Source organism: Amycolatopsis pretoriensis (assembly GCF_900107925.1).
In the GTDB taxonomy this organism is placed as follows: domain Bacteria; phylum Actinomycetota; class Actinomycetes; order Mycobacteriales; family Pseudonocardiaceae; genus Amycolatopsis; species Amycolatopsis pretoriensis.
In genome coordinates this window covers 727,300-751,317 of sequence record NZ_FNUJ01000006.1, presented here as the reverse complement: position 1 = coordinate 751,317, position 24,018 = coordinate 727,300, and the positions used below count along the sequence as shown (strand labels likewise).

The window sequence follows — 24,018 nt, the reverse complement described above, 5'->3', positions numbered from 1 at the left end:
TTTCCGGCCGGCCTCGCGGGCCGGTTCACCCGGTGGGGGCTAAAGCCATTCCGCTTCGGTCGCGATGCGGATCGCGTGGACCCGGTTGCGCGCGTTGAGTTTCGTGACCACCGCGGCCAGGTAGTTGCGGACCGTGCCGGCCGAGAGGAACAGCTCCGCCGCGATGTCGGCCACGTTGCGCCCTCGAGCGGCCAGCGACAGGATCTCGATTTCGCGCGGTGTGAGCGGGCAGTCGTCGGTTTCCCAGGCGGCCAGCGCCAGTTCGCTGTCGATGACGCGGCGGCCGATCGCGACCGAGCGGACCGCGTTCGCCAGCTTGTCCGACGGCGAGTCCTTGAGCAGGAAGCCGTTCACCTTCGCGTCGAGCGCGCGACGGACCGTGCCCGGGCGGCCGAGGCTGGTCAGGATCAGCGTGTGGACGTCCGGGAGGCTCTCGTGGATCTCGACCGCCGCCGACAGCCCGTCCTTGCCCGGCAGGTCGATGTCGATGACCGCGACGTCGGGCTGGGCCGCCTTGGCGGCCGGCAGGATCTGGTCGCCGGTGGAGACCTCGGCGACCACTTCGATGTCGGACTCCAGGTTGAGGAGGGCGACCAGGGCGCCGCGGACCATGTGCATGTCCTCGGCCAGCAACACCTTGATCACGACGGTACCTCGCACCCCAGTCCGTTGACTCCGAACCGCAATTGTACGCCATTGCCCGGCCGCGACGGTGTTTCGCGCGAACGCACCGGAGGTGAATGGCCGGGAATTCCCCGTCCGGGCCGCGAGTTCCGGCTGGGCCGAATGGCTGCCGTGAACTCGGACGTGGTGAACCCGCCGCCCGGGGATTAACGGGCGGCGGATTCGGCAGCCGGGAATTGCCCGCACCCGGACCGCACTCAACCGGCCATCGGGCGGGCCACCGCGGGCTGGCGGAGGTCGGGCAGCGCGAGCAGGACCGGCGGGTCGAAGCCGTGCCGCGGGCGCAGCCGGACGTCGGCCAGGCTCGCCGTGACACCGCGGTGGACGGTCACCGGGCCGGTCAGGCCGGTGTAGGGCCGCAGGGTGTGGTTGTCGACCTCGCCGCAGCCGTAGGCGTGGGTGAGCACGTACCACGAGCCCAGCGGAACGTCTGCGAGTGCATACGGTCCCGGGCCGGGCAGGACGGCGAACCGCGCCGGCGCGCCCTCGGCGATCCGGGCCGCGAACAACCCGACGAAAACCGGTCCGACCTCGGCCGACGGCGCGACGCGCAGCTGGCCGCGCACGGTCGTCCCGGAGCCCGGCTGGGCCTGCCGGTCGGCCAGCCGCGGCGCCATGCCCCGCAGCTGCCGGTAACCCGACGGCGAAACGCCGACGCTGCCGCTGAACCGGGCGCTGAAGGTGCCGACGCTGTTGTAGCCGACCTGGTGGCTGATGTCGGCCACCGAGATGACCGTGGTCGCGAGCAGGCGCTTGGCCTCCGCGAGCCGCAGGGCGGAAAGGAACCGCCCCGGCGACAGCCCGGTGACCCGCAGGAACACCCGGGTGAAGTGGAACTTGCTGAACATGGCCGCGCGGGCGAGGTCGTCGATCGTGAGCCGCTCGCCCAGGTTGTCTCGCATGGTCACGATGGCGCGTGCCACGGCTTGCCGGACGATCTCATCCATGGTGGCCGTCCCTCCCGGTCGACAATGCCGCCTGGGCGTCTTCCCGTGAAGGCGTCCGGTGCGGGCGATGTGATTTCGACCAAAACTGTAGGTCGGCGAGCGTCTACTTCTTAAGTGCTCTGTGCACTGGTCCGCGTGGATTTCACCGGTCCCGGACATGCGTTTTGCACATCGGGTGTGAAGCGGGCCCGGAACGGGAACTCCGGCGCCGGGAGCACATGCGTTTCTCACACCCGCGGTAGCAGGCGGGATGCGCGCGGGTGCGCAAAGTGACGAAAACCGGGGTGTTCGACGGGGTTCGACCCCCTTGCTAGCCCGTTCGGAGTCTTCCCCGAAACCGCACGGACCATGTGTAAGCCACATCACGGCGATGATGCGGGCACTGGCTGATGCTGCGTTCGTTGGCGACGATTTATGGCACGTGAAGCATTCATCTTCGCCACTGGGAGCAGAACATGTCCGCACTGGGTTCCGTCAACGTCCGCGCGCTTTTCGTCGATTTGGGAATCGAGCTCGAAAACGTGGGTTCCGACCTCGTGATCGACCGTTTCGAGCACTTCAGCATCGACGGTTCCCGGGGCGCCGTGCGAGGCTGCGGCGGTGCGTGCATCTGCCGGGCGGACATGCTCGACGCGGCCTGACGTGCGTTTGCGCAGTTCTTGGCGTCGCGAGCCGGCCACGCCGGGCGCCCAGCGCGCCCGCCGCGGCCGGCTCGGCCGCGCCGGGAGCGTCGGGGAGTCCACAAACGACCTGGCCGGAAAATTTCCGACACGGGTGACGAGAAGTCCCCGCGATCGTGACGGCTGGTAGCCGCCCGGGCGCGAGTAGGCGTTTTTAACCTGGTCCTAACCCGTGCATGTGCATTTCACGGCAGCACCGCAAAAGTGGTGCCCGAATGGTGCAACCGATTCGTCAAGCAGAATGTTTAACTGAGCTTCTGGGGAATCGTGAGTGCGGAGGCACCCGTGATCAGAGTGCTGGTGGCCGAGGACATGCACATCGTGCGGGGAGCACTGGTGGCGCTGCTGCGGCTCGAACCCGACATCGACGTGGTCGCCGAGGTCGCCTCCGGGCTCGACATCCTGCCCGCCGCGCGCGCCAAGCAGGCGCAGGTGGCCGTCATCGACATCGACCTGCCCGGCAAGGACGGCCTCACCGCGGCCGGTGAGCTGCACGAACACCTGCCGGACTGCCGGACCCTCATCCTGACCAGCCTGGGCCGTCCCGGCACGCTGAGGCGGGCGCTGGACGCCAAGGTGGGCGGCTTCCTGCTCAAGGACGCGCCGCCCGACAAGCTGGCGAACGCGGTCCGCGGGGTGCTGGCCGGCCGCCGCATGGTGGACGGCGACCTGGCGCTGGCCGCGTGGGACACGGTGGACTGCCCGCTGACCGCCCGCGAGCTCGACGTGCTGCGGATGACCGCGCAGGGCTACGGAACGGTCGAGGTGGCGGCCCGGCTGTACCTTTCCGCCGGGACAGTACGGAACTACCTCACGACGGTGGTGGCGAAGCTCAACGCCCGCAACCGGGTCGACGCGATCAGGATCGCGGAGGAGTCCGGCTGGCTGTGACCGGGGGGCGGAGGTCCAGACCAGCTCGGTCGGTCCCGGCCCGAAGCCTTCGTCCGGTTCGGTCCTCGGTGGAGGGCGCCCATCCTGTTGCCGGGCCTGTGGTCGCGTGCCGGGCCGGACTTCCGGGGGTCAGGCGGGAACGACCGCGCGCAGCCGGAACCGGCCGTCCGGCTCGACTCCCGCCGTCAGCTCGCCCCCGAGGTCCGCCACCCGGTGGGACAGGTTCCCGATCCCGCTGCCCGGCGACGAGTCCCGCGGCACCGCCACCGCTCGCGGTTCCGGCACCGCGGGTTCCGCGGCCCCGTCGCGCTCGACGCCGTCGTTCACGATGTCGAGGCTGATGCCGCCGTCCGTGCGGCGCATCGCTATCTCGCAGCTCTCCACGCTGCTGTGGCGCAGCACGTTCGTGACGCCCTCGCGCAGCACCACCGCCAGCACCGTGCGCACCGGGGTCGGCAGGTCGTCGCCGAGCATCTCCATCCGCACGCGCACATCCGCGGCCGCCAGGACCGACTTCGCCGTGCGGGACTCGCCGTCCAGGGACAGCTCGCGGTAGCCGCTCGCCACGGACCGGACGTCCGAGAGCGCCTGCCGGGTCAGTCCGAGGACCTCGGTCAGCTCCGCCGCCGCGCGGTCGCGGTCCAGCGGCAGCACCCGGGCGGTCAGCTCGCTCTTCAGCGCGATCGCCGACAGGCTCATGCCGAGCAGGTCGTGCAGGTCGCGGGCGAACCGCAGCCGCTCCTCGGCCAGCGCCATCTCGGCCAGCCGGCGGCGGGTGCTGGCGAGCTCGGTGACCAGCCGGACGAGCCACAGCAGCCCGAACACGGCCAGGCTCGTCATCACCGTCGCGGCGGTGTAGAAGATCGTGGACGCGACGTCCGCGCCCGACATCCGCTGGATCTCGGCGTAGGCGGCGATGTTGACGACGAAGAACGCCCAGCCCGCGACCGGTGGCACCACCAGCAGCGCGTTGCCGATCAGCAGCCCGGGCAGGCTCACCCAGGCCGGGCCGAGCGGCAGCAGCGGCAGGTAGATCAGGCAGGCCTGGACCAGGAGCATCCCGTAGCTCTGCGCCGACCGCAGCTGGGTCGAGGGCCGGTTGAAGTACGAGAACTGCAGGGCCAGCAACGCCACGATCGAACCGAGGACCAGCGCGATCTCCCACGGCCGCGGGGTCAGCTGGAGCAGGTGCGCCGTCGCGCCGATCCCCATCAGCATCATGATCACCGGCAGCAACCGGCGGATCTGCTTCGAGGTGTTTTCCGACCGCTCCCCGGCATCGCGTGCGGCGGTTTCGCCCGGCCGCCCGGGCACGGGGACCTCGACGCGCAGCCGGAACCGGCCGTCCGGGCCCGCTTTCGCGCTCGCCCGGCCGCCGAGCGCGGCGACTTCGTCCGGCAGCGCCGTCAGCGCGCTGCCCGGGGCGAGCGCCGGGTCGTCCGCCGCCACGCCGTCGTTGACGATCTCCAGGACGACCTTGCCGTCCTGGTGCCGGACGTCGATTTCGCAGTGCTCGACGTCGCTGTAGCGCAGGACGTTGGTGACGCCCTCGCGGAGCACCTTGGCCAGCAGCGTCCGGACCTGAACCGGCAGATCGCCCTGGTCGAGGTGGACCTGGACGGCGATCTCCGACGCCGACAGCAGCCCTTCGGCCGTCCGGGACTCCTTCTCCAGCGAGAGCTCGCGGTAGCCGTGGGACACCGCGCGGACGTCGGAGAGCGTGCGCTGGGCGGTGGCGGTGATTTCGCTGAGCTCCGCCTTGGCGCGCTCGGCGGACTTGCGCATCAGGCGCGACACTAGCTCGCCCTTGAGCGCGATCGCGGACAGGCTCAGCCCGAGCAGGTCGTGCAGGTCGCGGGCGAAAGCCAGGCGCTGCTCGGCGACCGCGCGCTGGGCCAGCTCGGTCCGGGCCGCGTGCAGCTCGCGGACCATCCGCGCGAGCCGCGACAGCAGGTAGAAGACCAGGACGTAGAAGAGCGTCCCGAACAGGTTGTAGACGGTGCTCACCGGCGAAGCACCGAACACCTGGTAGACCACGACGGTGCTGAGGAGGACCACGACGACCGCGGCCCAGCCGTACCGCGCGGGGAAGATCAGGAGCGCGGTGCCGCCGACGTACACGAGCATGATCGCCCACGACACGCCGAAGGTCAGCAGCGGTACGTAGGCGAGCGCGACCACGACCCCGAACAGCACCCGGCTGGCGGTGGAGCCGAGGCGGGTGGTCGGGCGGCTGAACCACAGCAGCTGGATCGCCAGCAGCCCGGCGGCGGCCAGGACGGCGTACGCGGCGTGAAAGGTGCCGACCGACCTGGGCAGCAGGTTGACGACGCCGATCACGCTGAACCCCGCGATGACCACGAAGATGATGGCCGCGGAGAGGTACGCCGCCAGCCGGGGGCGGCGGTCGGCCGCGGTGGTGCCGCGGGGTTCGGCGGTGGCGGACAGCTCCGCGGCCGGTTCGAGCGCGGCGACCGGCGACATGAGTGCGGAACCCCCGGGGTCTCGGCGGTGGCCGGGGCGCCCCAGGTGGCCCGGCCAGAGCGTGGCGTGCGTTCTGCTGCCGACCGATCCTAACCCACGGGACGTCCGATTCCGTGCGCCGAAATGACGTGACGAGGGGGCGCGGCGGACCCGCGAGGACGGCACGGCGGCGCGGGCTCAGCGCCGGCCGGTCCCGGACCGCAGGCGGTCCGGGACGCCGAGCAGGCTGAGGAAGTCCAGCCGGGACAGGGCCACCGATCCGGTGTGGAGCACGGAACCGCGCTCGCACCGGAAGAAGTCCAGAGCGGACTCGAGGTCGTCCCAGAACTCGCCGCCCGCGGTTTCGGGCAGGCGCCGGGACACCGGGAAGTCGGTGGTGAACGCGCGGCTCGCCGAGTAGGTGGGCAGGTCGCGGCCGAAGTGCCGCCGGTACCGCTCGAGCTCGGCGTAGGGCGCGGTGGAGACGAGCACCAGCCGGAGGTCGGGGTCGTGCAGCGCGGCGGCGATGTCGGCGGCGAGCACGTCGGTGAAGGGGCCGCTGTGGCCCGGTGTCGTGTGGTGCACGGCGAGCCGCGGTCGCCCGTCGAAGAGGTCGGCCAGCGGGATCCGGCCCTGCGGGCCTTCGAACAGGTACTTCGCCGCGTTGACGACCCGGGGCCGGTCCAGCTCCGGCACGGTCAGCTTCGTCATGGCACGCCCTCCCTGGTGTGGTCCCCGGACGGAGTGTGGCCCGGCGGCCCGGGCGGGTCCCAGCGTTCGGGCCGGGAACCGCAAGCTGGGAGACGCGGTCCTCGCGGTGCCCGGCGCCGTGGGGGTGACCCCGGAAACCACCGCCGCCGTGCCCGGCCGCGGGGCGGACCCTAGGCTCTGCGGGCATGGCACGTTATTTCGACCTGCACCCGGAGAACCCGCAGCGCCGGTCCCTGGGCCAGGTCGTCGAGCTCCTCCGCGCCGACGGGCTGATCGCCTACCCGACCGACTCGTGCTTCGCGCTCGGGTGCCGGCCGGGCAACCGCGACGGGCTCGACCGGATCCGGAGCATCCGCAAGCTCGACCACCGGCACCACTTCACGCTGGTGTGCCAGGACTTCGCCCAGCTGGGCCAGTTCGTCATCATCGACAACGCGGTGTTCCGCGCGATCAAGGCGGCGACCCCCGGCAGCTACACGTTCATCCTGCCCGCCACCAAGGAGGTGCCGCGGCGGCTGATGCACGAGAAGAAGAAGACGGTCGGCGTGCGCATCCCCGACCACCGCGTCACCCAGGCGCTGCTGGCCGAGCTGGGCGAGCCGCTGCTGTCGAGCACGCTGCTGCTGCCGGACCAGGCCGAGCCGATGACGCAGGGCTGGGAGATCAAGGAGGAGCTGGACCACCAGCTCGACGCGGTCCTGGACTCGGGAGACTGCGGCGTGGAGCCGACGACGGTGGTCGACTTCTCATCGGGCGAGCCGGAGATCCTGCGCGTCGGCGCGGGCGACCCTGCGCCGTTCGAGTGACGCTGGACCGGGCCGGAGGGTGGCCGCCTGAACCGCAGGCACGCCACCACTTGGGACCCGCGTGGGCCCCGACCCCAGCACGTCGTCTTCGAGAACCGGTTTGAGAATCCGCAGCGCACGCCTTCCGAGGCTGTGCGGCGATCGAACGCGGAGCTGTGACGCCGGGCCGGGCCGGACGCACCCGCGGGGGATCGGCCGCCCGATCCCGCGCGGATGGCCGCCTGAACCCGCAGCGCACGCCGTCGGCCGCCCCCGCTCAGTTCTCCAGCAGTTCCAGCCATTCGGCGGTGTGCTCGCCGCTGAACTCCAGGGCCAGCTCCTCCGCGTGCCGGCGACCCGTCACCAGCAAGCAGAAGTCCTCCGCCGGGCCCGTCACCCGATCGGTCGCCTCCTCCGGTCCGAAGTCCCAGCGCGTCCCCGATGGGGCCGTCAGCTCGAAGCGGAACTGGCCCGGTGGGGTCCGCTGGTGGCGGCGGTACGCGCGGTCCCGGGTGCGGACGCCGTAGTACGCCACGTGCCCGATCGCGTCGTCGCGGTCGGGCCGGACGCCCAGCGCGTCCGCGATGTCCTGGCCGCACGCGAACAGCTCCGTCAGCGCCGCCGCCGCCAGCACCGACGGGCGCAGCGGGCCGTCGCTCCACGGCAGCTCCGGCTGCACCGGCGCCGACGCGAGCAGCGCGTTGGCCTTCCGCTGCTCGATGAGCCACGTCACGATCGCCTCGTCGAGCGAGGCGTAGGAGATCTGCGGGGTGACACCGAACGCGCCCGGGTTCTCGGCGCTGAGCCGCACCAGCCGCGCGGTCGACGTCAGCCGCGCGAAGTGCCCGGTGAGGTCGGGGCCGGGGCCGTACCCGTGGCGCTCGGCCAGCTCGGCCAGCGCCTCGGTCTCGGTCTGCAGGTCCGTGAACACGTCGGCCATCGGTGCCACCCTCCAGGGTCCGGGTTACCGGTACTCCAGGCTGGCAGGCGGGCCCGCGACGGCTCCACTTCGCGCTTGCGACGTCGCGCCACGGGCGGCGGCGGGGTCGGCTATCTTCATGCCACCGACGATGGGAGCGCGGGCGTGAAGTACCTGCTGGCGATGTACCTGAACCCCGAGGTGATGGCGAACCTGTCCCAGCAGGACATGGACGCGATCATGAGCGGGCACCAGGACTTCATCCGCACGATCCGGGAGTCCGGCGAGATGATCGGCACGCAGGCGCTCGCGCCGGTCGCCGACAGCACCGTCGTGCGGGTGCGCGGGGGACTGCCGGCGGTCACCGACGGCCCGTTCCTCGAGTCGAAGGAGTTCCTGGCCGGCTACTACCTCGTCGACTGCGCGAGCAAGGACCGCGCGGTCGAGCTGGCCGCCCTGATCCCGGACGCCGCGCTCGACGGCATGGGTGTCGAGGTGCGGGAGATCGTCTTCTTCGCCGACGCCGAAACCGAGATCCCCGGGTCCTGACGTGACCGCGCCCGCCCCGGTCGCCGAGGTCCTGCGCCCGCTGGTGCCGCAGGTGCTGGGCGTGCTGGTGCGCCGGTACGGCCAGTTCGACGCGTGCGAGGACGCCGTCCAGGAAGCCCTGCTGGCGGCGAGCGAGCAGTGGCCCGCCGAGGGGGTCCCGGACAGCCCGCGCAGCTGGCTGGTCACGGTCGCCGCCCGGCGGCTCACCGACCACTGGCGCAGCGAAAGCGCGCGGCGGCGGCGCGAGGAGTCGGTCGCCGTGCGGGAGCCGGCGACCGTCGTCCCCGGGCCGGGCGAGGACCGGCCCCCCGGCGAGGACGACACGCTGAAGCTGCTGTTCCTCTGCTGCCACCCCGCCGTGTCGCCGCCGTCGCAGGTAGCGCTGACGCTGCGCGCGGTCGGCGGCCTGACCACGGCGCAGATCGCGAGCGCGTTCCTGGTGCCCGAGGCGACGATGACCCGGCGCATCACCCGCGCCAAGGAGAGCATCGCCGCCGCCGGGTCGACGTTCGACGAGCCGTCGCCGGACGACTTCGGCGACCGGCTGCGCGTCGTCCTGCAGGTGCTGTACCTGATCTTCAACGAGGGCTACACGGCGACGTCGGGGGAGAACCTCCTGCGCGCGGAGCTGGCCGCGGAGGCGATCCGGCTGACCCGCGCGGTGCACGCGCTGACGCCGGGGCAGGGCGAGGTCGCGGGCCTGCTCGCGCTGATGCTGCTGACCGACGCGCGCCGCGCGGCGCGCACCGGCCCGAACGGCGAGCTGGTACCGCTGCCGGAGCAGGACCGCAGCCGCTGGGACCACTCGCTGATCGCCGAGGGCGAGGCGCTGGTGGACGCGACGATCGGCCACGCGGCGCTCGGGCCGTACCAGGTCCAGGCGGCCATCGCGGCGCTGCACGCGACCGCGCCGAGCACGGAGGAGACGGACTGGCCGCAGATCGTCGAGCTGTACCACGTGCTGCAGGCGCTGATGCCGAGCCCGGTGGTGACGATCAACCAGGCGGTGGCGGTGGCCCAGGCGTCCGGCCCGGCGCGGGGGCTGGAGCTGCTGGACACGGTCGACGCGAAGCTGGACGTCGGCCGCCGGCTGGACGCGGTTCGCGCGCACCTGCTGGAGCTGGCCGGGGACCTGCCGGGCGCGCGTGAGCACTACCTGAAGGCGGCGCGGCGGACGGCGAGCCTGCCCGAGCGGCGGTACCTGATGAACCGGGCCGGGCGGATCGCGCCCGCGGACCCCGCGCAGAACTGAGCGGATCCGGCGCCGGTCCGGATGCCATGAACGACTCTTTCATCGCGTCCGAGGCGATGAAAGAGTCGTTCATGGTGCTCAGCGGACCACGATGCCCGACGGGGGCTCCGGTGCCGCCGGGACGTGGAACAGCCGGGTCAGCAGCTCGAGGTCGGCCACGTCGCCCTCGATCGCCAGCTTGCCGGTGCGGACCGCCTCCGCCGCGGTCAGCTGCCCGCTCATCAGGTCCAGCATCGCCGCGCCGCTCGTCGCCTTGACGACCAGGTCCGCGCCCGGGAACCGGCCTTCGCCGACCTTGACCGCGCCGTCCTCGATCAGCGCGTGGACGATCATCCGGTCGTCGTACCGGATTTCGTAGGTGAGCTGCACGCCCTCGGCCACGTCGGCGCGGAACGTCGTGTACAGCGACAGGATCGCCGAGTCCAGGGTGAACACGTCGTCCGGGCCCGGCTGGTCGAGCGACCGCGCGCCCCACAGGCCGAGGTCGAGGAGGATGCTGTCGAGCTCGCTGCCGTACTGGGTCAGTTCGTAGACCAGGCCGGCGTCGAGCTCGGCGCGGACGCGGCGGCGGAGCACGCCGGTCGCCTCCAGCTCGTTGAGGCGGGCCGACAGGATGGACGGCGGGATCTTGGGCAGGCCGGCCTGCAGCTCGTCGTAGCGCTTCGGGCCGAGCACGAGGTCACGGACGATCAGCAGCGACCAGCGTTCGCCGATGATCTCGAGCGCGCGGGCGATACCGCAGAACTGGCCGTAGGCGCGGGTGTTGGGAGCGGGCATCGAACTTCCTCACTTCTTTCTCGGGCGGAGCGGGTGATCGGCCGGAGCCGGGGAAGCGGTGATCAGCGGTGGTCGCCTTCGGAGATCAGCTCGCGGTGCAGCACCTGGAGGTCGTCGCACGGTTCGACGCCCAGCTCGCCGGCCAGCCGCGACCGGAGCCTGCGGTAGACGGCCATCGCGTCGGAGCGCCGCCCGCTGCGGCCGAGCACGCGCATCAGCTGGCCGTGCAGGGCCTCGTCGAGCGGGCTGCCGGTGGCCAGCGAACGCAGCTCGCCGATCAGCTCGCGGTGCTTGCCGCTGGTGATCTCGGCTTCGATCCGCAGGTGCAGCACGCTGCGGCGCTGCTCCAGCAGCTCGGTGCGGTACGCCGACAGAATTGGTCCACATTGGACGTTCGCGAGCGGCGGGCCGGACCACAGGTCGAGTGCCGCGCGGTAGGCGTCGGCGGCCGCGGCGTGGTCGCCGGCGTCCTGGTGCTCGTGGCCCCGCTGCTGCAGCCGGACGAACCGGTAGGTGTCCACTTGGGACGGTTCGATGTAGAAGGCGTAGCCGGACTGCTTGGTGGCCAGCATCTTCTCCCCGTCGGCCGCCAGCCGGTTCTGGTCCATGCACCGGCGCAGGTGGTAGACGTAGGTGTGCAGCGTCGTCCGCACCGTCCGGGGCGGGTTGTCCGCCCACAGCTCCCGGATGAGGGTGTCGATGTGTACCATCTTGCCCGGGCGCATCACCAGCACGGCGAGCAGCTGCAGGACCTTCGGCGTGGTCGGCGCGTAGTCGACGCCGGCCCGCAGCACTTCCAGCGGGCCCAGGACGGTGAACGTCACGCCACCGTCGTCGGGTGCTTCCGTTGGCGGCAGTTCGGAGTACATGGCAGGCCTCCAGCGTCGTCAATGCGTCCTCGCGCTCCCCAGTCGAGCCGCGCGGGGTCGGGGGACGGCCGACTCCGGGCTTCTATCCGAATGTGACAGAGCGTCTCTCCGGCGACCAGTGAGTCACCCACCAGAGTCAACGTGCGTTTGTCCGGTGGCCCCGTGGATTACGCAGGTTCGCGACGTGCGTTTCGCATGGTCAGCCATCCGGCCCAACCTGGGCCTGAGCGCCGGGCGGGGTCGCTGGAACGGACCAGGCGCGGGTGCGGCGGGACCGCGGAGGATCACGCGGGCGGGTGTCCGGCACGCCGGCGCCGTGCGTTCCGCACGGACCGTCCAGTGTGGATCACCCGTGGTCGCGCGGAGTTCGCCCGACCAGGTGCGTTTCGCCCGGGACGCCTCAATCGCCCGTCGATCGTCCTGCAAGGACCGGCGTCTTCCCTGACACCAGGAGAACTGCCATCAGGGGAATTCGAGGTTGGACGGATGATGTTGCGGTCTATTGCGGCTGTCGGACACGACAGCGAGTTCGACGAACCGCCCCGGGTGCCGGCCCTCGAGCGGGTGGAGAAGTCGGTCCGGCCCGCCGTGCTGCAGGCGATCTCGTCGATCCAGGAGCGGTACTTCGAGCCGATCACGCTCGCGGAGCTGGCGTCGGAGGTGTTCGTCAGCCGGTTCCACTTCTCCCGGATGTTCGCCGACGCCACCGGCGTCACGCCCGGCCGGTTCCTCACCGCCGTGCGCCTGTTCGAGGCGAAGCGGCTGCTGCTGACGACGTCGCTGAACGTCTCCGACATCGTGTGCAGCGTCGGCTACAGCAGCGTCGGCACGTTCACCAGCCGGTTCTCGCGCGCGGTCGGGATGACGCCGACGCAGTACCGCGAGCCGCAGGTCGCCGAGCTGCTCGTGGCGATCTCCCCGACGTTCCAACGGCTTCCCCCGCTGCGCACGCTGCGCGCGGCCGGCCGCAGCTGCGCCTCGCTGCAGACCGGCACCGGCGTGCTGTCGATGCAGCTGGACATGCCGCGCGGCTCCGCGCCCGCGGAGACCCTCGTCGGGCTCTTCGCCGACCCGGTGCCGCAGTGCGGCCCGGTCGCCTTCGGCGGCATGGCCAACATGAGCTCCGGCGAGCTGACCATCCACGGCGTGCCCGCCGGGCGGTGGACGGCGATCGCCGTCGCGCAGCACCAGCCGGGCGCCGGCGGACCGCGCTTCTCGATCGGCTACCAGGGCGTCACCGTGGCGCCCTACGGCCAGTCCACCGCGCGGGTGGGCCTGCGCGCGCCGGCCGCGACCGACGCGCCGATCGCGATCACGCTGGCGTCGAAGCAGTCGCCGTTCACCCAGCGCATGCTCGCCGCCCAGCGGCCGCACCTGCGCGCCGTCGCCTGATCACCCTCAGTTGTCGATTCGACCAAAGCAGGCCGCCCCCCGAGCGACACGCAACCGTTGCTCCGAAGCCATGGCCGTGACTGCGGTCGGATCGACAACCATGTCACAGTAAGGACGACACCAGCATGTCCACCGTTATCGGAGTGCTCCGCAAGCGGTTCCTGGCTCCTTCGCTCGCTTCGGTCGGGTTCGCCGAGCGCGGTTTCCCGGTCACCCACACCGACACGACGGCCCGGCTGGAGGCGGTGCCGCAGGCGGTCGTGTGCGGGTTCGAGTGGGCGATCGAAGGGGCCTCGCTGTGGGAGATCGAGCGCCGGCTCGCGCTGATCGAGCCCGAGCAGCGCGGGTTCGCCTACGAGGGCGCGACGATGGGCTACACGATCCTCGACGCGATGCCGGGCGGCGGCCGCGACCGCACCCGCGCGCTGCTGGAAGGACCCGCGCGCCCGCACATCTTCCTGACCTACATCGGGATCGGCTTCGCGATGGCACGGCTGCCGCGTCCACTGTGGAAGAACATTCTGCCCGAGCTGACCGGGGTCGCCTACCACCCGGTGATGAGCTGGCTGGCCGTCGACGGCTTCGGCTTCGACCGTGCGTACTTCGACACGAAGAAGTGGATCGACGAGCAGGCGGAGCCGGAGCCCTACCCGTGGGCGGGCCGCCCGGAGTACTTCGGCCGGGCGTTCGACCAGGGCGTCGGGCGCGCGCTGTGGTTCATCAACGGCGGCAACCCGGGCGCCGTCGCCGCGGCGGTCGGGCGGTTCGCCGAGCACCGCCGCGCGGACCTGTGGAGCGGGGTCGGGCTGGCCGCGACGTTCGCCGGCGGCAGTGACCAGAGTGGACTGGGCCGGCTGCGCCGGGCGTCCGGGGAGTACTACGACGAGCTCGCGCTCGGCGTGGTGTTCGCGGTGAAGGCGCGGACGTACTCCGAGTACGTGCCCGCCCACACCCACCTCGCCGCCGGTGTGCTCACCGACCTTTCCGTGCAGGGTGCGCAAAACCTGGCCGACCGCACCGAACAGGCCGACGGCGACGACGGCCCGGTGCCGCCGTACGAGCTGTGGCGGCAGCGGATCCGGGCGGAGTTCGACCCGGCCGCGCGGCGGCGCGCCGGCTGAACGCGTGATCACGGGCAAGCGCGGAGTAGAGCGCTGACCAGCGAATCTGTGACCGTAGAAGGAACATTCCAGTCGACCCTAAGGGGGAGAGTGCGTTGGGCAATGGCTGGCGTACGCTCAGGCGCCGCATCCTGACACCGAACGTCTCGGAAACCTTGCTGGAGAAGCGGGGCTTCCACCGGAAGAGCCCAGCCGCACAGGAACGGCTCGAGACCGTCGGGGAGAAGTTCCTCCTCGGGTACGCGCACGCCGTCGAAGCGAAATCGGTCGACCAGGCCGAGGAGTGGCTCGAGCAGATCCCCCCGCAGTTCCGCGGCTTCGCCTACGAAGGCGCGGGAATGGGGTACGGCGTCCTCGATGGACTGCCGTTCGGCAAGAGCTCGAACATCGCCGAGTTCCTGGCCGGTCCCGGTGAGAAGCACGACTACATCATCTACGTCGGGGTCGGCTGGGCGATGTGCCGGCTGCCGCGGTTCGCGTGGCCGAAGGCTTCGGCGTTCGACCCGCTGCTGCGCTGGCTGGTGCTCGACGGCTACGGCTTCCACCAGGCGTACTTCGAGACCGGCAAGTACATCAGGGACCAGTACCAGGAGCCGGGCTTCTCCTGGCCGGACCGGCGTTACGACGGTTACGCGCTACGCGCCATCGACCAGGGCATCGGCCGGGCGCTGTGGTTCATCTGCGGCACCGACGTCGAACTGGTGACCAAGACGATCGAGGGGTTCCCCGAGTCGCGCCACGGCGACCTGTACGCCGGGGTCGGGCTGGCCTCGACCTACGCGTGCGGCGTCACGGCCGACGAGCTGGCGGAACTGGTCGACCGGGCGGGGATCCACCACGGGCCGCTGGCCCAGGGGAGCGCGTTCGCCGCCGAGTGCCGGGTGCGCTCGGGCCTGCTGATCCCGGAGACCGAGATGGCGGCCCGCGCGATCTGCGGGATGTCCGCCGAACGCGCGGCGGCCATCACGCAGGAAGTGCGCCCGGCCGTCGTCGTCGACGGTGACGACGTCCCGGCCTTCGAAACCTGGCGGCAGCGGATCGCCGAAGAAGTGCTGACCCACGGAGGGAAGAAGAAATGACCGCGACCTTCGGCTGGCTGCGCAAGCAGCTGGCGGGCATCGTGGCGCTGGTGCTGATCCTCGGCCTGTTCCTGGTCGCCCGGCTGCCCAGTGTCTCCGCCGCCGAGCAAGACTCCATGGCGGGCAAGTTCCACTTCACCCCGATGACGATCGCGCTGCCGGCGGCCAAGAAGTCGCAGTCGATCCGGACGGTGAACAAGGAGTACGAGCACATCGCCGCGTGGATCTCCTCGGTCGGCGCCGCGATCGCGATCAACGACATCAGCGGCAGCGGCAAGCCGAACGACCTCTGCCTCGTCGACCCGCGCAGCGACCAGGTCGTCATCACCCCGGCGCCGGACTCGGGCCCGCGGTACGCGCCGTTCGCGCTCGACCCCGCGCCCACCCTGCCGACGTGGGACTACATGGCGCCGATGGGCTGCGTCCCCGGTGACTACAACGAAGACGGCCGCACCGACGTCCTGGCCTACTACTGGGGCCGGTCCCCGGTCCTGTTCCTGCAGAAGGCCACCGCGACGAAGTTCGACGCCTCGGCGTTCCAGCCGACCGAGCTGCTGCCGGGCAACCACCGCGGCCCGGACGGCAAGTACAACGGTCCACTGTGGAACACCGACTCCGTCACCATCGGCGACTTCGACGGCGACGGCCACGTCGACGTCTTCGTCGGCAACTACTTCCCGGACAGCAAGGTCCTGGACCCGAACGCCGACGGCGGCATCACGCTGAACCAGTCGATGTCGCACGCGACGAACTCGGGCGCCAAGTACATCTTCCGCTGGACCGGTGCCACGTCCGGGGCGAACCCGAGCGCGACGTTCGCCGACGCCTCCCAAGGCATCCCCGAGTCCGCGCGGCTGGGCTGGACACTGGCCTCCAGCGCCACCGACGTCAACGGCGACGGCCTGCCGGAGCTCTACATCGCCAACGACTTCGGGCACGACCACTTCCTGTACAACAAGTCGACGCCGGGGCACGTCCAGCTCGCCGAGGTCACCGGCGTCCGCGGGATCGCCGACCCGAAGTCGAAGGTGCTGGGCCACGACTCCTTCAAGGGGATGGGCGTCGACTTCGGCGACCTGAACCACGACGGCCTCTACGACCTGTTCGTCAGCAACATCACGACGTCGTGGGGCATCGAGGAGTCGAACTTCCAGTTCATGAACGAGGCCAAGGACAACGCGGACCTGACCGAGCAGTTCAAGGACGGTGTCGCACCGTTCCACGACGAAAGCGCCGAGAAGGGCACGGCGTGGTCCGGCTGGGGCTGGGACGTCAAGATCCAGGACTTCAACAACAGCGGTGACAACCAGATCGCGCAGGCGACCGGGTTCGTCAAGGGGCAGGTCAACCGCTGGCCGAATCTGCAGGAGATCGCCACGGCCCACGACGGCCTGCTGTCCAACCCGTTCTGGTGGCCGAACGCCCGCGCCGGTGACGACATCGGTGGCGACCAGACGCTCCACTTCTTCGTGAAGAGCGCCGACGGCCGCTACACCGACCTCGCGCCGAAGCTCGGCCTGGCGGTGCCGGTGCCCACCCGCGGTATCGCGGTCGGCGACACCGACGGCGACGGCCTGCCCGAGTTCGCGGTGGCGCGGCAGTGGGAAGAGCCGATCTTCTACCACAACGACAGCCCGAACCCCGGCAAGTACCTGCAGCTGAAGCTGACCACCGACGCCCCGGTGGCGCCCGGCCCGCTGCCCGCGGCCGGCGTGCCCGCGATCGGCGCCCAGGTCACCGTGACGACCTCGGACGGCAAGAAGTACCTCGGCCGGGTCGACGGCAGCAGCGGCGAGGCCGGCCGGCGCAGCTTCGACATCCAGATCGGTCTGGGACACGACGTCAGCGGCCCGCTCGACGTGCACCTGCAGTGGCGGGACCGCACCGGGCAGCTGCGGACGCAGAACCTGAAGCTGCAACCCGGTTGCCACTCCTACCTGCTCGGCTCCACGGCGAAGGAAGCGATGTGACATGGCCACCCCGACTCTGACCAAGGTGGACAGTGCGCCACCGAAGCGGACCAACAAGGTCATCACCGCGCTGCGGCGCTTCGCGATCTCGATCACGATCTTCAACATCCTCGGCTACACCGTGCTCGGCTTCGAGCAGCCGTGGCTGTACCCGTTCATCGCGCTGGCGACCGCGTACACCACGGAGATCGGCCTCGAAATCATCAACGCCCGCGTGACCGGCCGGCCGGTCCGGTTCACCGGCAACGGGTTCAAGGGGCTCATGGAGTTCCTGCTGCCGGCGCACATCACCGGTCTCGCGCTGAACATGCTGACCTACGTCAACGACCAGATCCTGGTGATGATGTTCGGGGTCGCCGTCGCGGTCGGCGCCAAGTGGGTCCTGCAGGCGCCGGTGTACGGCCGCATGCGGCACTACATGAACCCGTCGAACTTCGGCATCACGATCATCCTGCTCGTGTTCCCGTGGGCCAGCATCGCCCCGCCGTACCACTTCACCGAGCAGGTCGACACCTGGGTGGGCTGGCTGATCGTCGGCATCATCCTGGTGTCGGGCACGGTGCTCAACGCGCTGCTGACCAACCGGATGTGGCTGATCGCGGGCTGGCTGAGCTTCTTCGTGGTCCAGGCGTTCGTCCGCGGCTGGCTGTTCGGCACGTCGATCCCCGGCGCGCTGGCGATGGGCACCGGCGTCGCGTTCGTGCTCTACACCAACTACATGGTGACCGACCCGGGCACGTCGCCGTCGAAGAAGGGCTCGCAGTTCCTGTTCGGCGCGGGGGTGGCGCTCGCGTACGGCTTCTTCACCGCCGTGCACGTGGCCTACGGGCTCTTCCTGGCCACCGCGACCGTCTGCCTGATCCGCGGGCTGTTCCTGTGGGGCCTGCACTTCTCGAACAAGGCGCGGATCAAGTTCGAGGCCGACCAGGCCGCGCAGAAGGCGAAGCTGGAACTCGCCGCGGCGCCGCCGGCCGGTGACGAGAAGCCGGGAGCGGTCGCGGCATGACCGTCGGATCGGACGAGGCCCGGGCGGCGCGCACCGCGCCGCCCGGGCCGCCGCGCCGGGCGACGTTCCGGTTGCTGAAGCAGCTCTTCACCGACCGGCTCGCGCTCATGGGCGACAACGCCGGGACCTACGGCGACGTCGTCCGCATCGCCATCGGGCCGAAGGCGATGTACCTGGTGAACCACCCGGACCTGGCCAAGCACGTCCTCGCCGACAACGCCGCGAACTACCACAAGGGCATCGGCCTGCAGGAGGCCCGCCGGGCCCTCGGCGACGGCCTGCTCACCAGCGACGGCGAGACGTGGAAGAAGCAGCGCCGGACCATCCAGCCGGTGTTCCAGCCCAAGCGGATCTCGCGCCAGGCCGCGGTCGTGGCGTCCGAAGTGGACGATCTGATCAAGCGGCTGGCCGCGCACGACGGTCCCGTCGAGATCCTGCACGAGATGACCGGGCTGACGCTCGGCGTGCTCGGCAAGACGCTGCTCGACGCCGAGCTGGGCGGGTACGAAACGCTGGGCCACTCGTTCGAGGCCGTGCAGGACCAGGCCATGTTCGAGGCGGTCACGCTCAGCATGGTCCCGCAGTGGGTGCCGCTGAAGAAGCAGCTGGAGTTCCGGACCGCGCGCGACGACCTGCGCCGCATCGCCGACGAGCTCGTCGAGCAGCGGCTGGCGGACCCGGTCGAAAACGGCGAGGACGTGCTGTCGCGGCTGATCGCGTCCGGGTCCGAGCAGGGCGCGTCGCGGGAACGCATGCGCGACGAGCTGATCACCCTGCTGCTGGCCGGCCACGAAACCACGGCGAGCACGCTCGGCTGGGCGTTCCACCTGATCGACGAGCACCCCGAGGTCGGCGAGCGGCTGCACGCCGAAGCCATCGAGGTGCTCGGCGACCGGCTGCCCGAGCACGAAGACCTGCGGCGGCTGACGTTCACCGTCGCGGTCGTCGAGGAGGTCATGCGGCTGTACCCGCCGGTGTGGCTGCTGCCGCGGATCGCCCAGGCCGACGACGAGATCGGCGGGTACCACGTGCCGGCCGGCTCCGACGTCGTCGTGGTGCCCTACACGCTGCACCGGCACCCGGACTTCTGGACCGACCCGGAACGCTTCGACCCGGGCCGGTTCGACGCCGCCAACCCGGCCGGGCGGCCGCCGCGCTACGCCTACATCCCGTTCGGCGCCGGGCCGAGGTTCTGCATCGGCAACAGCCTCGGGGTGATGGAGGCGGTGTTCGTGCTGGCGATGGCCGCCCGCGACCTGGAACTGCGCAAGGTGGCGGGGAAGGTCGTCGAACCCGAGGCGATGCTCTCGCTGCGGGTGCGCGGCGGCCTGCCGATGACCGTGCACCGCCGGGACCGGACGCGGCGGGCGAACGCAGCCTGACGTCTACGGCGGCGAGCCGCCTGAGCTCTATTGTGGACATTCGACGAGGAGGTAGGCCGGTGCAACCCGAGGCCACCGAAGAAGAACGCGTGATGAACATGACCCTCGAGGCTTACGCGGACACGATCGTGCCGGGGGAGAAGCGGTACCCCGAGGACCGGGCGGTCGCCGGGGCCGCGCCCGGGCCCGGTTCGGTGGCGGCGGGCGCGCTCGAGCTGCTGAACTTCGACGCGACCGGCGTCACGGCCGGCCTGCCCTACCTCGCGCAGTCGCTCAACGACCACGCGAAGTCCTACGCGGGCGAGGTGGAGCTGGAGCTCGACCACGACGTCCCGCCGTTCGTCGCGCTGCCCTACGAGCACCGCCGCGAGCTGGTGCGGCGGCTGACCACGCCCGGGCACCCGGAGAAGGACGGCTGGGTCAGCCTCGCGCTGTTCTGCAACATGGCCTACGACAGCGCGCCGCACCTCCACACCGCCGACGCCATCCGCGACGGGCACCCCGGGCTGCTGGCCCTCGGGTACAAGGCCCCGGACGCCGACGGCTTCTGGCGGTTCCCGAAGTTCGGCTACGGCCGCAAGCTGGCCGAGATCCACCCCGACACGACGCCTTCCGGGAGCCCCGCATGACTGCGATCGACCAGACCGACGTCGTCATCGTCGGCAGCGGATTCGGCGGGTCCATCCCGGCCTACCACCTCGCCGCGGGCGGGGCCAAGGTCACCGTGCTCGAGCGCGGGCCGTGGCTGGCCGCGGCCGACTTCGAGCACGACTACCTGCTCGGCTCGTCCTACACCCGCGCGTTCGACTTCGTCGTCGGCGACGGGATGAGCGTCCTGGGCGGCAACTGCGTCGGCGGCGGCAGCGTGGTGTACTTCGCCGCGATGCCGCGGGCGCCGCGCTTCGTGTTCGAGCGGCACGGCAGCATCGGACGCCGGATGTGGCCGTCGGTCATCACGCGCGACTCGCTCGAGCCGTGGTACGACCGGATCGACGAGTCGATCCCGGTGTCCAAACAGGACTGGAACGACGTGTCCTACGCCGGCGGCCTGTGGGCCGCGGCCTGCCACCACTCCGGGCGCACCGCGAACCCGGCGCCGGTGGCCGTGGACAACGACACTTGCGTCAACTGCAACTTCATGATGGCCGGCTGCAAGTTCGACGCCAAGCGGTCGATGCTGACGAACTACCTGCCCGCGGCCCTGGCGCACGGCGCGGAAATCCGGCCGCTGCACGAGGTCCAGCGCCTGGAGCGGACCGAGGACGGTGGCTACCGCGTCCACTTCGACCTGATCGACGAAGAGGACTACCGGATCCACACCGGCACCGGCGTGATCGAGGCGAAGGTCGTCATCATCGCCGCCGGCGCCGGCGCGACGCCGGTGATCCTGCAGCGTTCGGAGGCCGCGCTCGGCACGATGCCGCACGGCGTCGGCCGGTACTTCTCCGGCAACGGCGAGCGGCTCAACACCGCGATCATCGACGAGGACCGCGTCCGCGAGGTGCTCGGGCTGTCCCGTGAGGACGGTCCGGTGTACTCGGCCAACCACATCGGCAAGGGCCCGACCGTCGCGAACTGGGACAAGCTCGACGGGTCCCTGCCGGAGTACGAGCGGTACTCGCTGGAGCAGCTGTACTTCCCGCCCGGACTGGGCACGATCCTGGCGCAGGTGCCGGGCGGCGACGAGCCGCGCTGGTACGGGGCGCAGAAGAAGGAGATCCTCAACCAGTGGGCCAACTGGCTGACGATCTTCCTGATGACCGAGGACGACAACGAGGGCGTCTTCGGCACCCCGCCGCCCACCGGCAACGCGTACCGCATCTCGCAGCAGATGCTCGGCCGCGGCGCGCTGCGCTACGACCCGACGCCGAACACGCGCCGGGGCTGGGCGCTCGCGGACGCCGACTGCAAGGCGATCATCGAGAAGGACGGCATCGCCAAGGTCTCGCCGTGGACCAACGACGTCGTCGGGGCGTACACGGTGCACCCGCTGGCGTCCTGCCGGATCGGGGACGACGCGGCGACGTCCGCGCTGCACCCGAACCACGAGCTGCGCAACCACCCGGGCATCTTCGTCACCGACAGCGCGTCGGTCCCGGGTGCGCTGACGGTGAACCCGGCGATGACCATCGCGGCGCTCGCCGAGCGGTCGATCCCGGGCATCGTCCGGGAGCTGCAGTCGCGCGGCGTCGCCGTCAAGTACGGCGCACCGTCCCCGGACGGCTCGATCACGGGCCGGCGCGCGGTGTCCAAACTGGACCTGGTCGCCGGCAACTGATGCACGGGTACTTCGAACTCGCGCTCCTGGGTTCCCGGGAGCGCGAGTTCGCCATTTCTCGAGGAGGAACGATGGCGCCCGGACTGGTGCGGTTCGCCCTGCGGCGGACCTTGCGGGACATCAACCACGTCGAAGCCGTGCGGCCGCGGCGGGCGCGGGGGCTCGTGCGGGACGTCTACCGGCAGGTGGAACGGGACTTCGGGATGCTCGCCCCGCCGATCGCGCTGCACTCGGCCGCGCCGGACGTGCTCGCCGCCGCCTGGCTGGTGCTGCGGGAGTCGCTCGTCGCGGCCGGGACGGCGAGCCGGGCGGACAAGGAAGTCGTCGCGGCCGCGGTGTCGGCGGCTAACTCCTGCCCGTACTGCGTCGAAGTGCACGGCATGGCGCTCGGCTCGCTCGGTGAACCCGACGCCGCCGCGGCCATCGAAGCCGGTGACACGCAAGCGATCCAGGATCGGGACACCCGCGCGCTGGCGGCGTGGGCGCGGGGCGAGGGCCGGTTGCCGGCCGACGTTCCCGCCGACACCGCTGCCGAGTTCACCGCCGTCGCCGTGGCGTTCCACTACCTCAACCGGATGGTGAGCGTGTTCCTCGGCCCGTCGCCTCTGCCGGACGCCGTGCCGCCGCAGGCACGCGCGAAAGCCAAGACGGTACTGGGATACCTGCTCAAGCCGGGGGCCGTGCCCCCGGCCGGGGCGGCACTGGGGCTGCTGCCGGCGGCCGCCACCGACGGCCCGGGCTGGGCGCCGCCGGGCGGTACCCTGGCCGACGCCTTCGCGCGCGCCACGGCGGCGATCGAGGCGGCCGGGGAACGGTCGGTGCCGTCCCGCGTCCGGGAGCTCGTCCGCCGGGAAGTCAAGGCGTGGGACGGGAAACCACCTGGGCTCAGCCGCGCGTGGGCCGAGCCGGTGCTCGCCGAACTGCCGGAACACGAGCGCGCGGCGGGGCGGCTGGCGCTCTTCACCGCCAAGGCGGCGTACCAGGCCGACGCCGGCGTCCGTCCGGAAAGGACGGACGATCGGGCCCTGGTGGAGCTGGTGTCGTGGGCGGCTCTCACGGCGGCCGTGGCGGCCGGTGAGCGGCTGCCGCACCGCCCGCGAAGAGAAGACTCCGCAGGTCGGCGCGGGTGATGATCGAAAGGTCGGATCGCCCGCCGGGGCGCGCAGCACCGGGACGCAACGAAACTCCGGTCCGTGACGCCACCCCGGCCGGAACCCGATCCGACCCGGACGGCGGCCGCCGCGAGGTGGCTCCCCCTTACCCCCGCCACCCGCAGCGGCCGCCGTCCCTACCAACCATTTTTCGGGGGTCCGGGTGGCGGAGCCCCCGGCCCGGGGCGGAGCCCCGGTTGTTACAGACGTCGCACCGGTGAGAGGACAGACAGGTGACTGACACCACGGCCGTGATCGCCGACTTGACCGCCGAGGCCGCCGAGGTGGACGCGCTCGTCGCCGGGCTGCCCGAAGCGGGGTGGGACACCCCGACCGCGGCGCCGGGCTGGGCGGTCAAGCACCAGATCGCGCACCTCGCGTTCATCTTCCGGATCGCCGGCCTCTCGGCCGCGCAGCCGGAAGCCTTCGTCCAGATGACCAAGGCGGTCGCGTCCATCGGCTTCGAGCAAGCCGTCGAAGGCGCGCTGCAGGAGTTCATCCACGACCCGGCCGAGGTGCTGCTGAGCCGCTGGCGCGCCGAGCGCGACGCGGGCATCAAGGCCCTCGCCGCCGTGCCCGGCGACCAGCTGGTGCCGTGGCTGGTCAACCCGCTGCCGCCGTACGTGCTGGCCTGCGCGGGGATGATGGAGCTGTTCGCCCACGGCCAGGACGTCGCCGACGCGCTCGGCGTCCGCCGCGAGCGCACCGACCGGATCAAGCACCTGGCCGGGTTCGCCGTGCGGGTCCGGGACTTCGGCTACGAGGCGCGGAACCTGACGCCGCCCGCGGAGGAGTTCCGGTTCGAGCTCACCGCGCCCTCGGGCGCGCTCTGGACGTTCGGCCCGGCCGACGCGACCCAGCGGGTCAGCGGCAGCGCCGAGGACTTCTGCCTGCTCGTCACGCGGCGGCGGCACCGCTACGACCTCGACATCCGGGCGAAGGGCACGCTGGCCGACCAGTGGCTCGACATCGCCCAGGCTTACCGCGGGCCGGCCGGCCAGGGCCGCCGTCCCGGGCAGTTCAACGCCTGACCAGTCCACAGTAGACAAAGAAAATCGTTGTCCCAGCGTGCTGACGTGCGGTCCGGGGGCAGGGAGAAAGAAGACGGTCCG

22 protein-coding genes are annotated in these 24,018 nt (G+C 71.3%); 15 read left to right on the top strand and 7 right to left on the bottom strand.

What is annotated here, in order from left to right:
• Positions 1-39: 39 nt before the first annotated feature.
• Together BLV96_RS29630 and BLV96_RS29625 are read right to left on the bottom strand one after the other, a co-directional pair.
• Complete coding sequence (locus tag BLV96_RS29630) at positions 40-645, bottom strand: response regulator transcription factor (protein ID WP_086677117.1); 606 nt, start codon at positions 643-645, stop codon at positions 40-42.
• A 236-nt stretch (positions 646-881) separates the two neighbouring features.
• Entirely contained in the window at positions 882-1,631 is a 750-nt protein-coding gene (locus tag BLV96_RS29625) for a helix-turn-helix domain-containing protein (protein WP_086677118.1), read from the bottom strand.
• A gap of 455 nt (positions 1,632-2,086) precedes the next feature.
• Here BLV96_RS29625 and BLV96_RS29620 point away from each other — a divergent pair, with 455 nt between their 5' ends.
• Positions 2,087-2,272 (top strand): hypothetical protein, encoded by a 186-nt coding sequence (locus BLV96_RS29620; RefSeq protein WP_086677119.1) that lies wholly within the window; start codon positions 2,087-2,089, stop codon positions 2,270-2,272.
• A 324-nt stretch (positions 2,273-2,596) separates the two neighbouring features.
• Entirely contained in the window at positions 2,597-3,202 is a 606-nt protein-coding gene (locus BLV96_RS29615; RefSeq protein ID WP_086677120.1) for a response regulator transcription factor, read from the top strand.
• Between the two features lie 129 nt (positions 3,203-3,331).
• Here the strand turns inward: BLV96_RS29615 and BLV96_RS29610 are convergent, their stop codons facing one another.
• A complete protein-coding gene (locus tag BLV96_RS29610) occupies positions 3,332-5,686 on the bottom strand; it encodes a sensor histidine kinase (RefSeq protein ID WP_086677121.1) in 2,355 nt (784 codons plus the stop codon).
• 177 nt (positions 5,687-5,863) lie between these two features.
• Positions 5,864-6,376: a DUF899 family protein gene (locus tag BLV96_RS29605; RefSeq protein WP_086677122.1), complete on the bottom strand. Its 513-nt coding sequence runs from the start codon at positions 6,374-6,376 to the stop codon at positions 5,864-5,866.
• Positions 6,377-6,561: 185 nt separating this feature from the next.
• Here BLV96_RS29605 and BLV96_RS29600 point away from each other — a divergent pair, with 185 nt between their 5' ends.
• The gene (locus BLV96_RS29600; RefSeq protein ID WP_086677123.1) at positions 6,562-7,182 is read left to right on the top strand and encodes an L-threonylcarbamoyladenylate synthase; all 621 of its coding nucleotides are present in this window, start codon (positions 6,562-6,564) and stop codon (positions 7,180-7,182) included.
• A gap of 256 nt (positions 7,183-7,438) precedes the next feature.
• Here the strand turns inward: BLV96_RS29600 and BLV96_RS29595 are convergent, their stop codons facing one another.
• Positions 7,439-8,101, bottom strand: coding sequence for a maleylpyruvate isomerase family mycothiol-dependent enzyme (locus BLV96_RS29595; protein ID WP_086677124.1), 663 nt, complete (start codon positions 8,099-8,101; stop codon positions 7,439-7,441).
• A 144-nt stretch (positions 8,102-8,245) separates the two neighbouring features.
• Between BLV96_RS29595 and BLV96_RS29590 the strand changes: the two genes are divergently transcribed.
• Together BLV96_RS29590 and BLV96_RS29585 are read left to right on the top strand one after the other, a co-directional pair.
• On the top strand, positions 8,246-8,629 hold the full coding sequence (locus tag BLV96_RS29590; protein ID WP_086677125.1) for a YciI family protein: 384 nt from the start codon (positions 8,246-8,248) through the stop codon (positions 8,627-8,629).
• Between the two features lies 1 nt (position 8,630).
• Positions 8,631-9,881 carry an RNA polymerase sigma factor gene (locus BLV96_RS29585; protein ID WP_086677126.1) on the top strand — a complete coding sequence of 417 codons (1,251 nt, stop codon included), beginning with the start codon at positions 8,631-8,633 and terminating at the stop codon, positions 9,879-9,881.
• A 78-nt stretch (positions 9,882-9,959) separates the two neighbouring features.
• Here BLV96_RS29585 and BLV96_RS29580 read toward each other — a convergent pair whose 3' ends face one another.
• Together BLV96_RS29580 and BLV96_RS29575 are read right to left on the bottom strand one after the other, a co-directional pair.
• Positions 9,960-10,658, bottom strand: coding sequence for a winged helix-turn-helix transcriptional regulator (locus tag BLV96_RS29580; protein ID WP_086677127.1), 699 nt, complete (start codon positions 10,656-10,658; stop codon positions 9,960-9,962).
• Positions 10,659-10,720: 62 nt separating this feature from the next.
• Positions 10,721-11,527 carry an AfsR/SARP family transcriptional regulator gene (locus BLV96_RS29575; RefSeq protein ID WP_086677128.1) on the bottom strand — a complete coding sequence of 269 codons (807 nt, stop codon included), beginning with the start codon at positions 11,525-11,527 and terminating at the stop codon, positions 10,721-10,723.
• Between the two features lie 486 nt (positions 11,528-12,013).
• Between BLV96_RS29575 and BLV96_RS29570 the strand changes: the two genes are divergently transcribed.
• The 10 genes from BLV96_RS29570 (at position 12,014) to BLV96_RS29525 (ending at position 23,937) form a co-directional block, all read left to right on the top strand.
• On the top strand, positions 12,014-12,919 hold the full coding sequence (locus BLV96_RS29570; RefSeq protein ID WP_167379766.1) for a helix-turn-helix transcriptional regulator: 906 nt from the start codon (positions 12,014-12,016) through the stop codon (positions 12,917-12,919).
• A 125-nt stretch (positions 12,920-13,044) separates the two neighbouring features.
• A complete protein-coding gene (locus tag BLV96_RS29565; protein ID WP_086677129.1) occupies positions 13,045-14,040 on the top strand; it encodes a DUF1702 family protein in 996 nt (331 codons plus the stop codon).
• A 95-nt stretch (positions 14,041-14,135) separates the two neighbouring features.
• Positions 14,136-15,119: a DUF1702 family protein gene (locus tag BLV96_RS29560; protein ID WP_086677130.1), complete on the top strand. Its 984-nt coding sequence runs from the start codon at positions 14,136-14,138 to the stop codon at positions 15,117-15,119.
• Entirely contained in the window at positions 15,116-17,089 is a 1,974-nt protein-coding gene (locus BLV96_RS29555; RefSeq protein ID WP_086677131.1) for a CRTAC1 family protein, read from the top strand. The genes BLV96_RS29560 and BLV96_RS29555 overlap by 4 nt, the downstream gene beginning before the upstream one ends.
• 1 nt (position 17,090) lies before the next feature.
• Entirely contained in the window at positions 17,091-18,095 is a 1,005-nt protein-coding gene (locus BLV96_RS29550) for an enediyne biosynthesis protein (RefSeq protein ID WP_086677132.1), read from the top strand.
• Positions 18,092-19,477, top strand: coding sequence for a cytochrome P450 (locus BLV96_RS29545; protein WP_086677133.1), 1,386 nt, complete (start codon positions 18,092-18,094; stop codon positions 19,475-19,477). The genes BLV96_RS29550 and BLV96_RS29545 overlap by 4 nt, the downstream gene beginning before the upstream one ends.
• A gap of 59 nt (positions 19,478-19,536) precedes the next feature.
• Positions 19,537-20,106: a DUF5987 family protein gene (locus BLV96_RS29540; protein ID WP_086677134.1), complete on the top strand. Its 570-nt coding sequence runs from the start codon at positions 19,537-19,539 to the stop codon at positions 20,104-20,106.
• Positions 20,103-21,755 carry a GMC family oxidoreductase gene (locus tag BLV96_RS29535; protein ID WP_086677135.1) on the top strand — a complete coding sequence of 551 codons (1,653 nt, stop codon included), beginning with the start codon at positions 20,103-20,105 and terminating at the stop codon, positions 21,753-21,755. Before BLV96_RS29540 ends, BLV96_RS29535 begins: the two co-directional genes overlap by 4 nt.
• Before the next feature lie 71 nt (positions 21,756-21,826).
• The gene (locus BLV96_RS29530; RefSeq protein ID WP_208608349.1) at positions 21,827-22,885 is read left to right on the top strand and encodes a carboxymuconolactone decarboxylase family protein; all 1,059 of its coding nucleotides are present in this window, start codon (positions 21,827-21,829) and stop codon (positions 22,883-22,885) included.
• Between the two features lie 254 nt (positions 22,886-23,139).
• Positions 23,140-23,937, top strand: coding sequence for a TIGR03084 family metal-binding protein (locus BLV96_RS29525; RefSeq protein ID WP_086677136.1), 798 nt, complete (start codon positions 23,140-23,142; stop codon positions 23,935-23,937).
• The last annotated feature ends 81 nt before the right edge of the window (positions 23,938-24,018 follow it).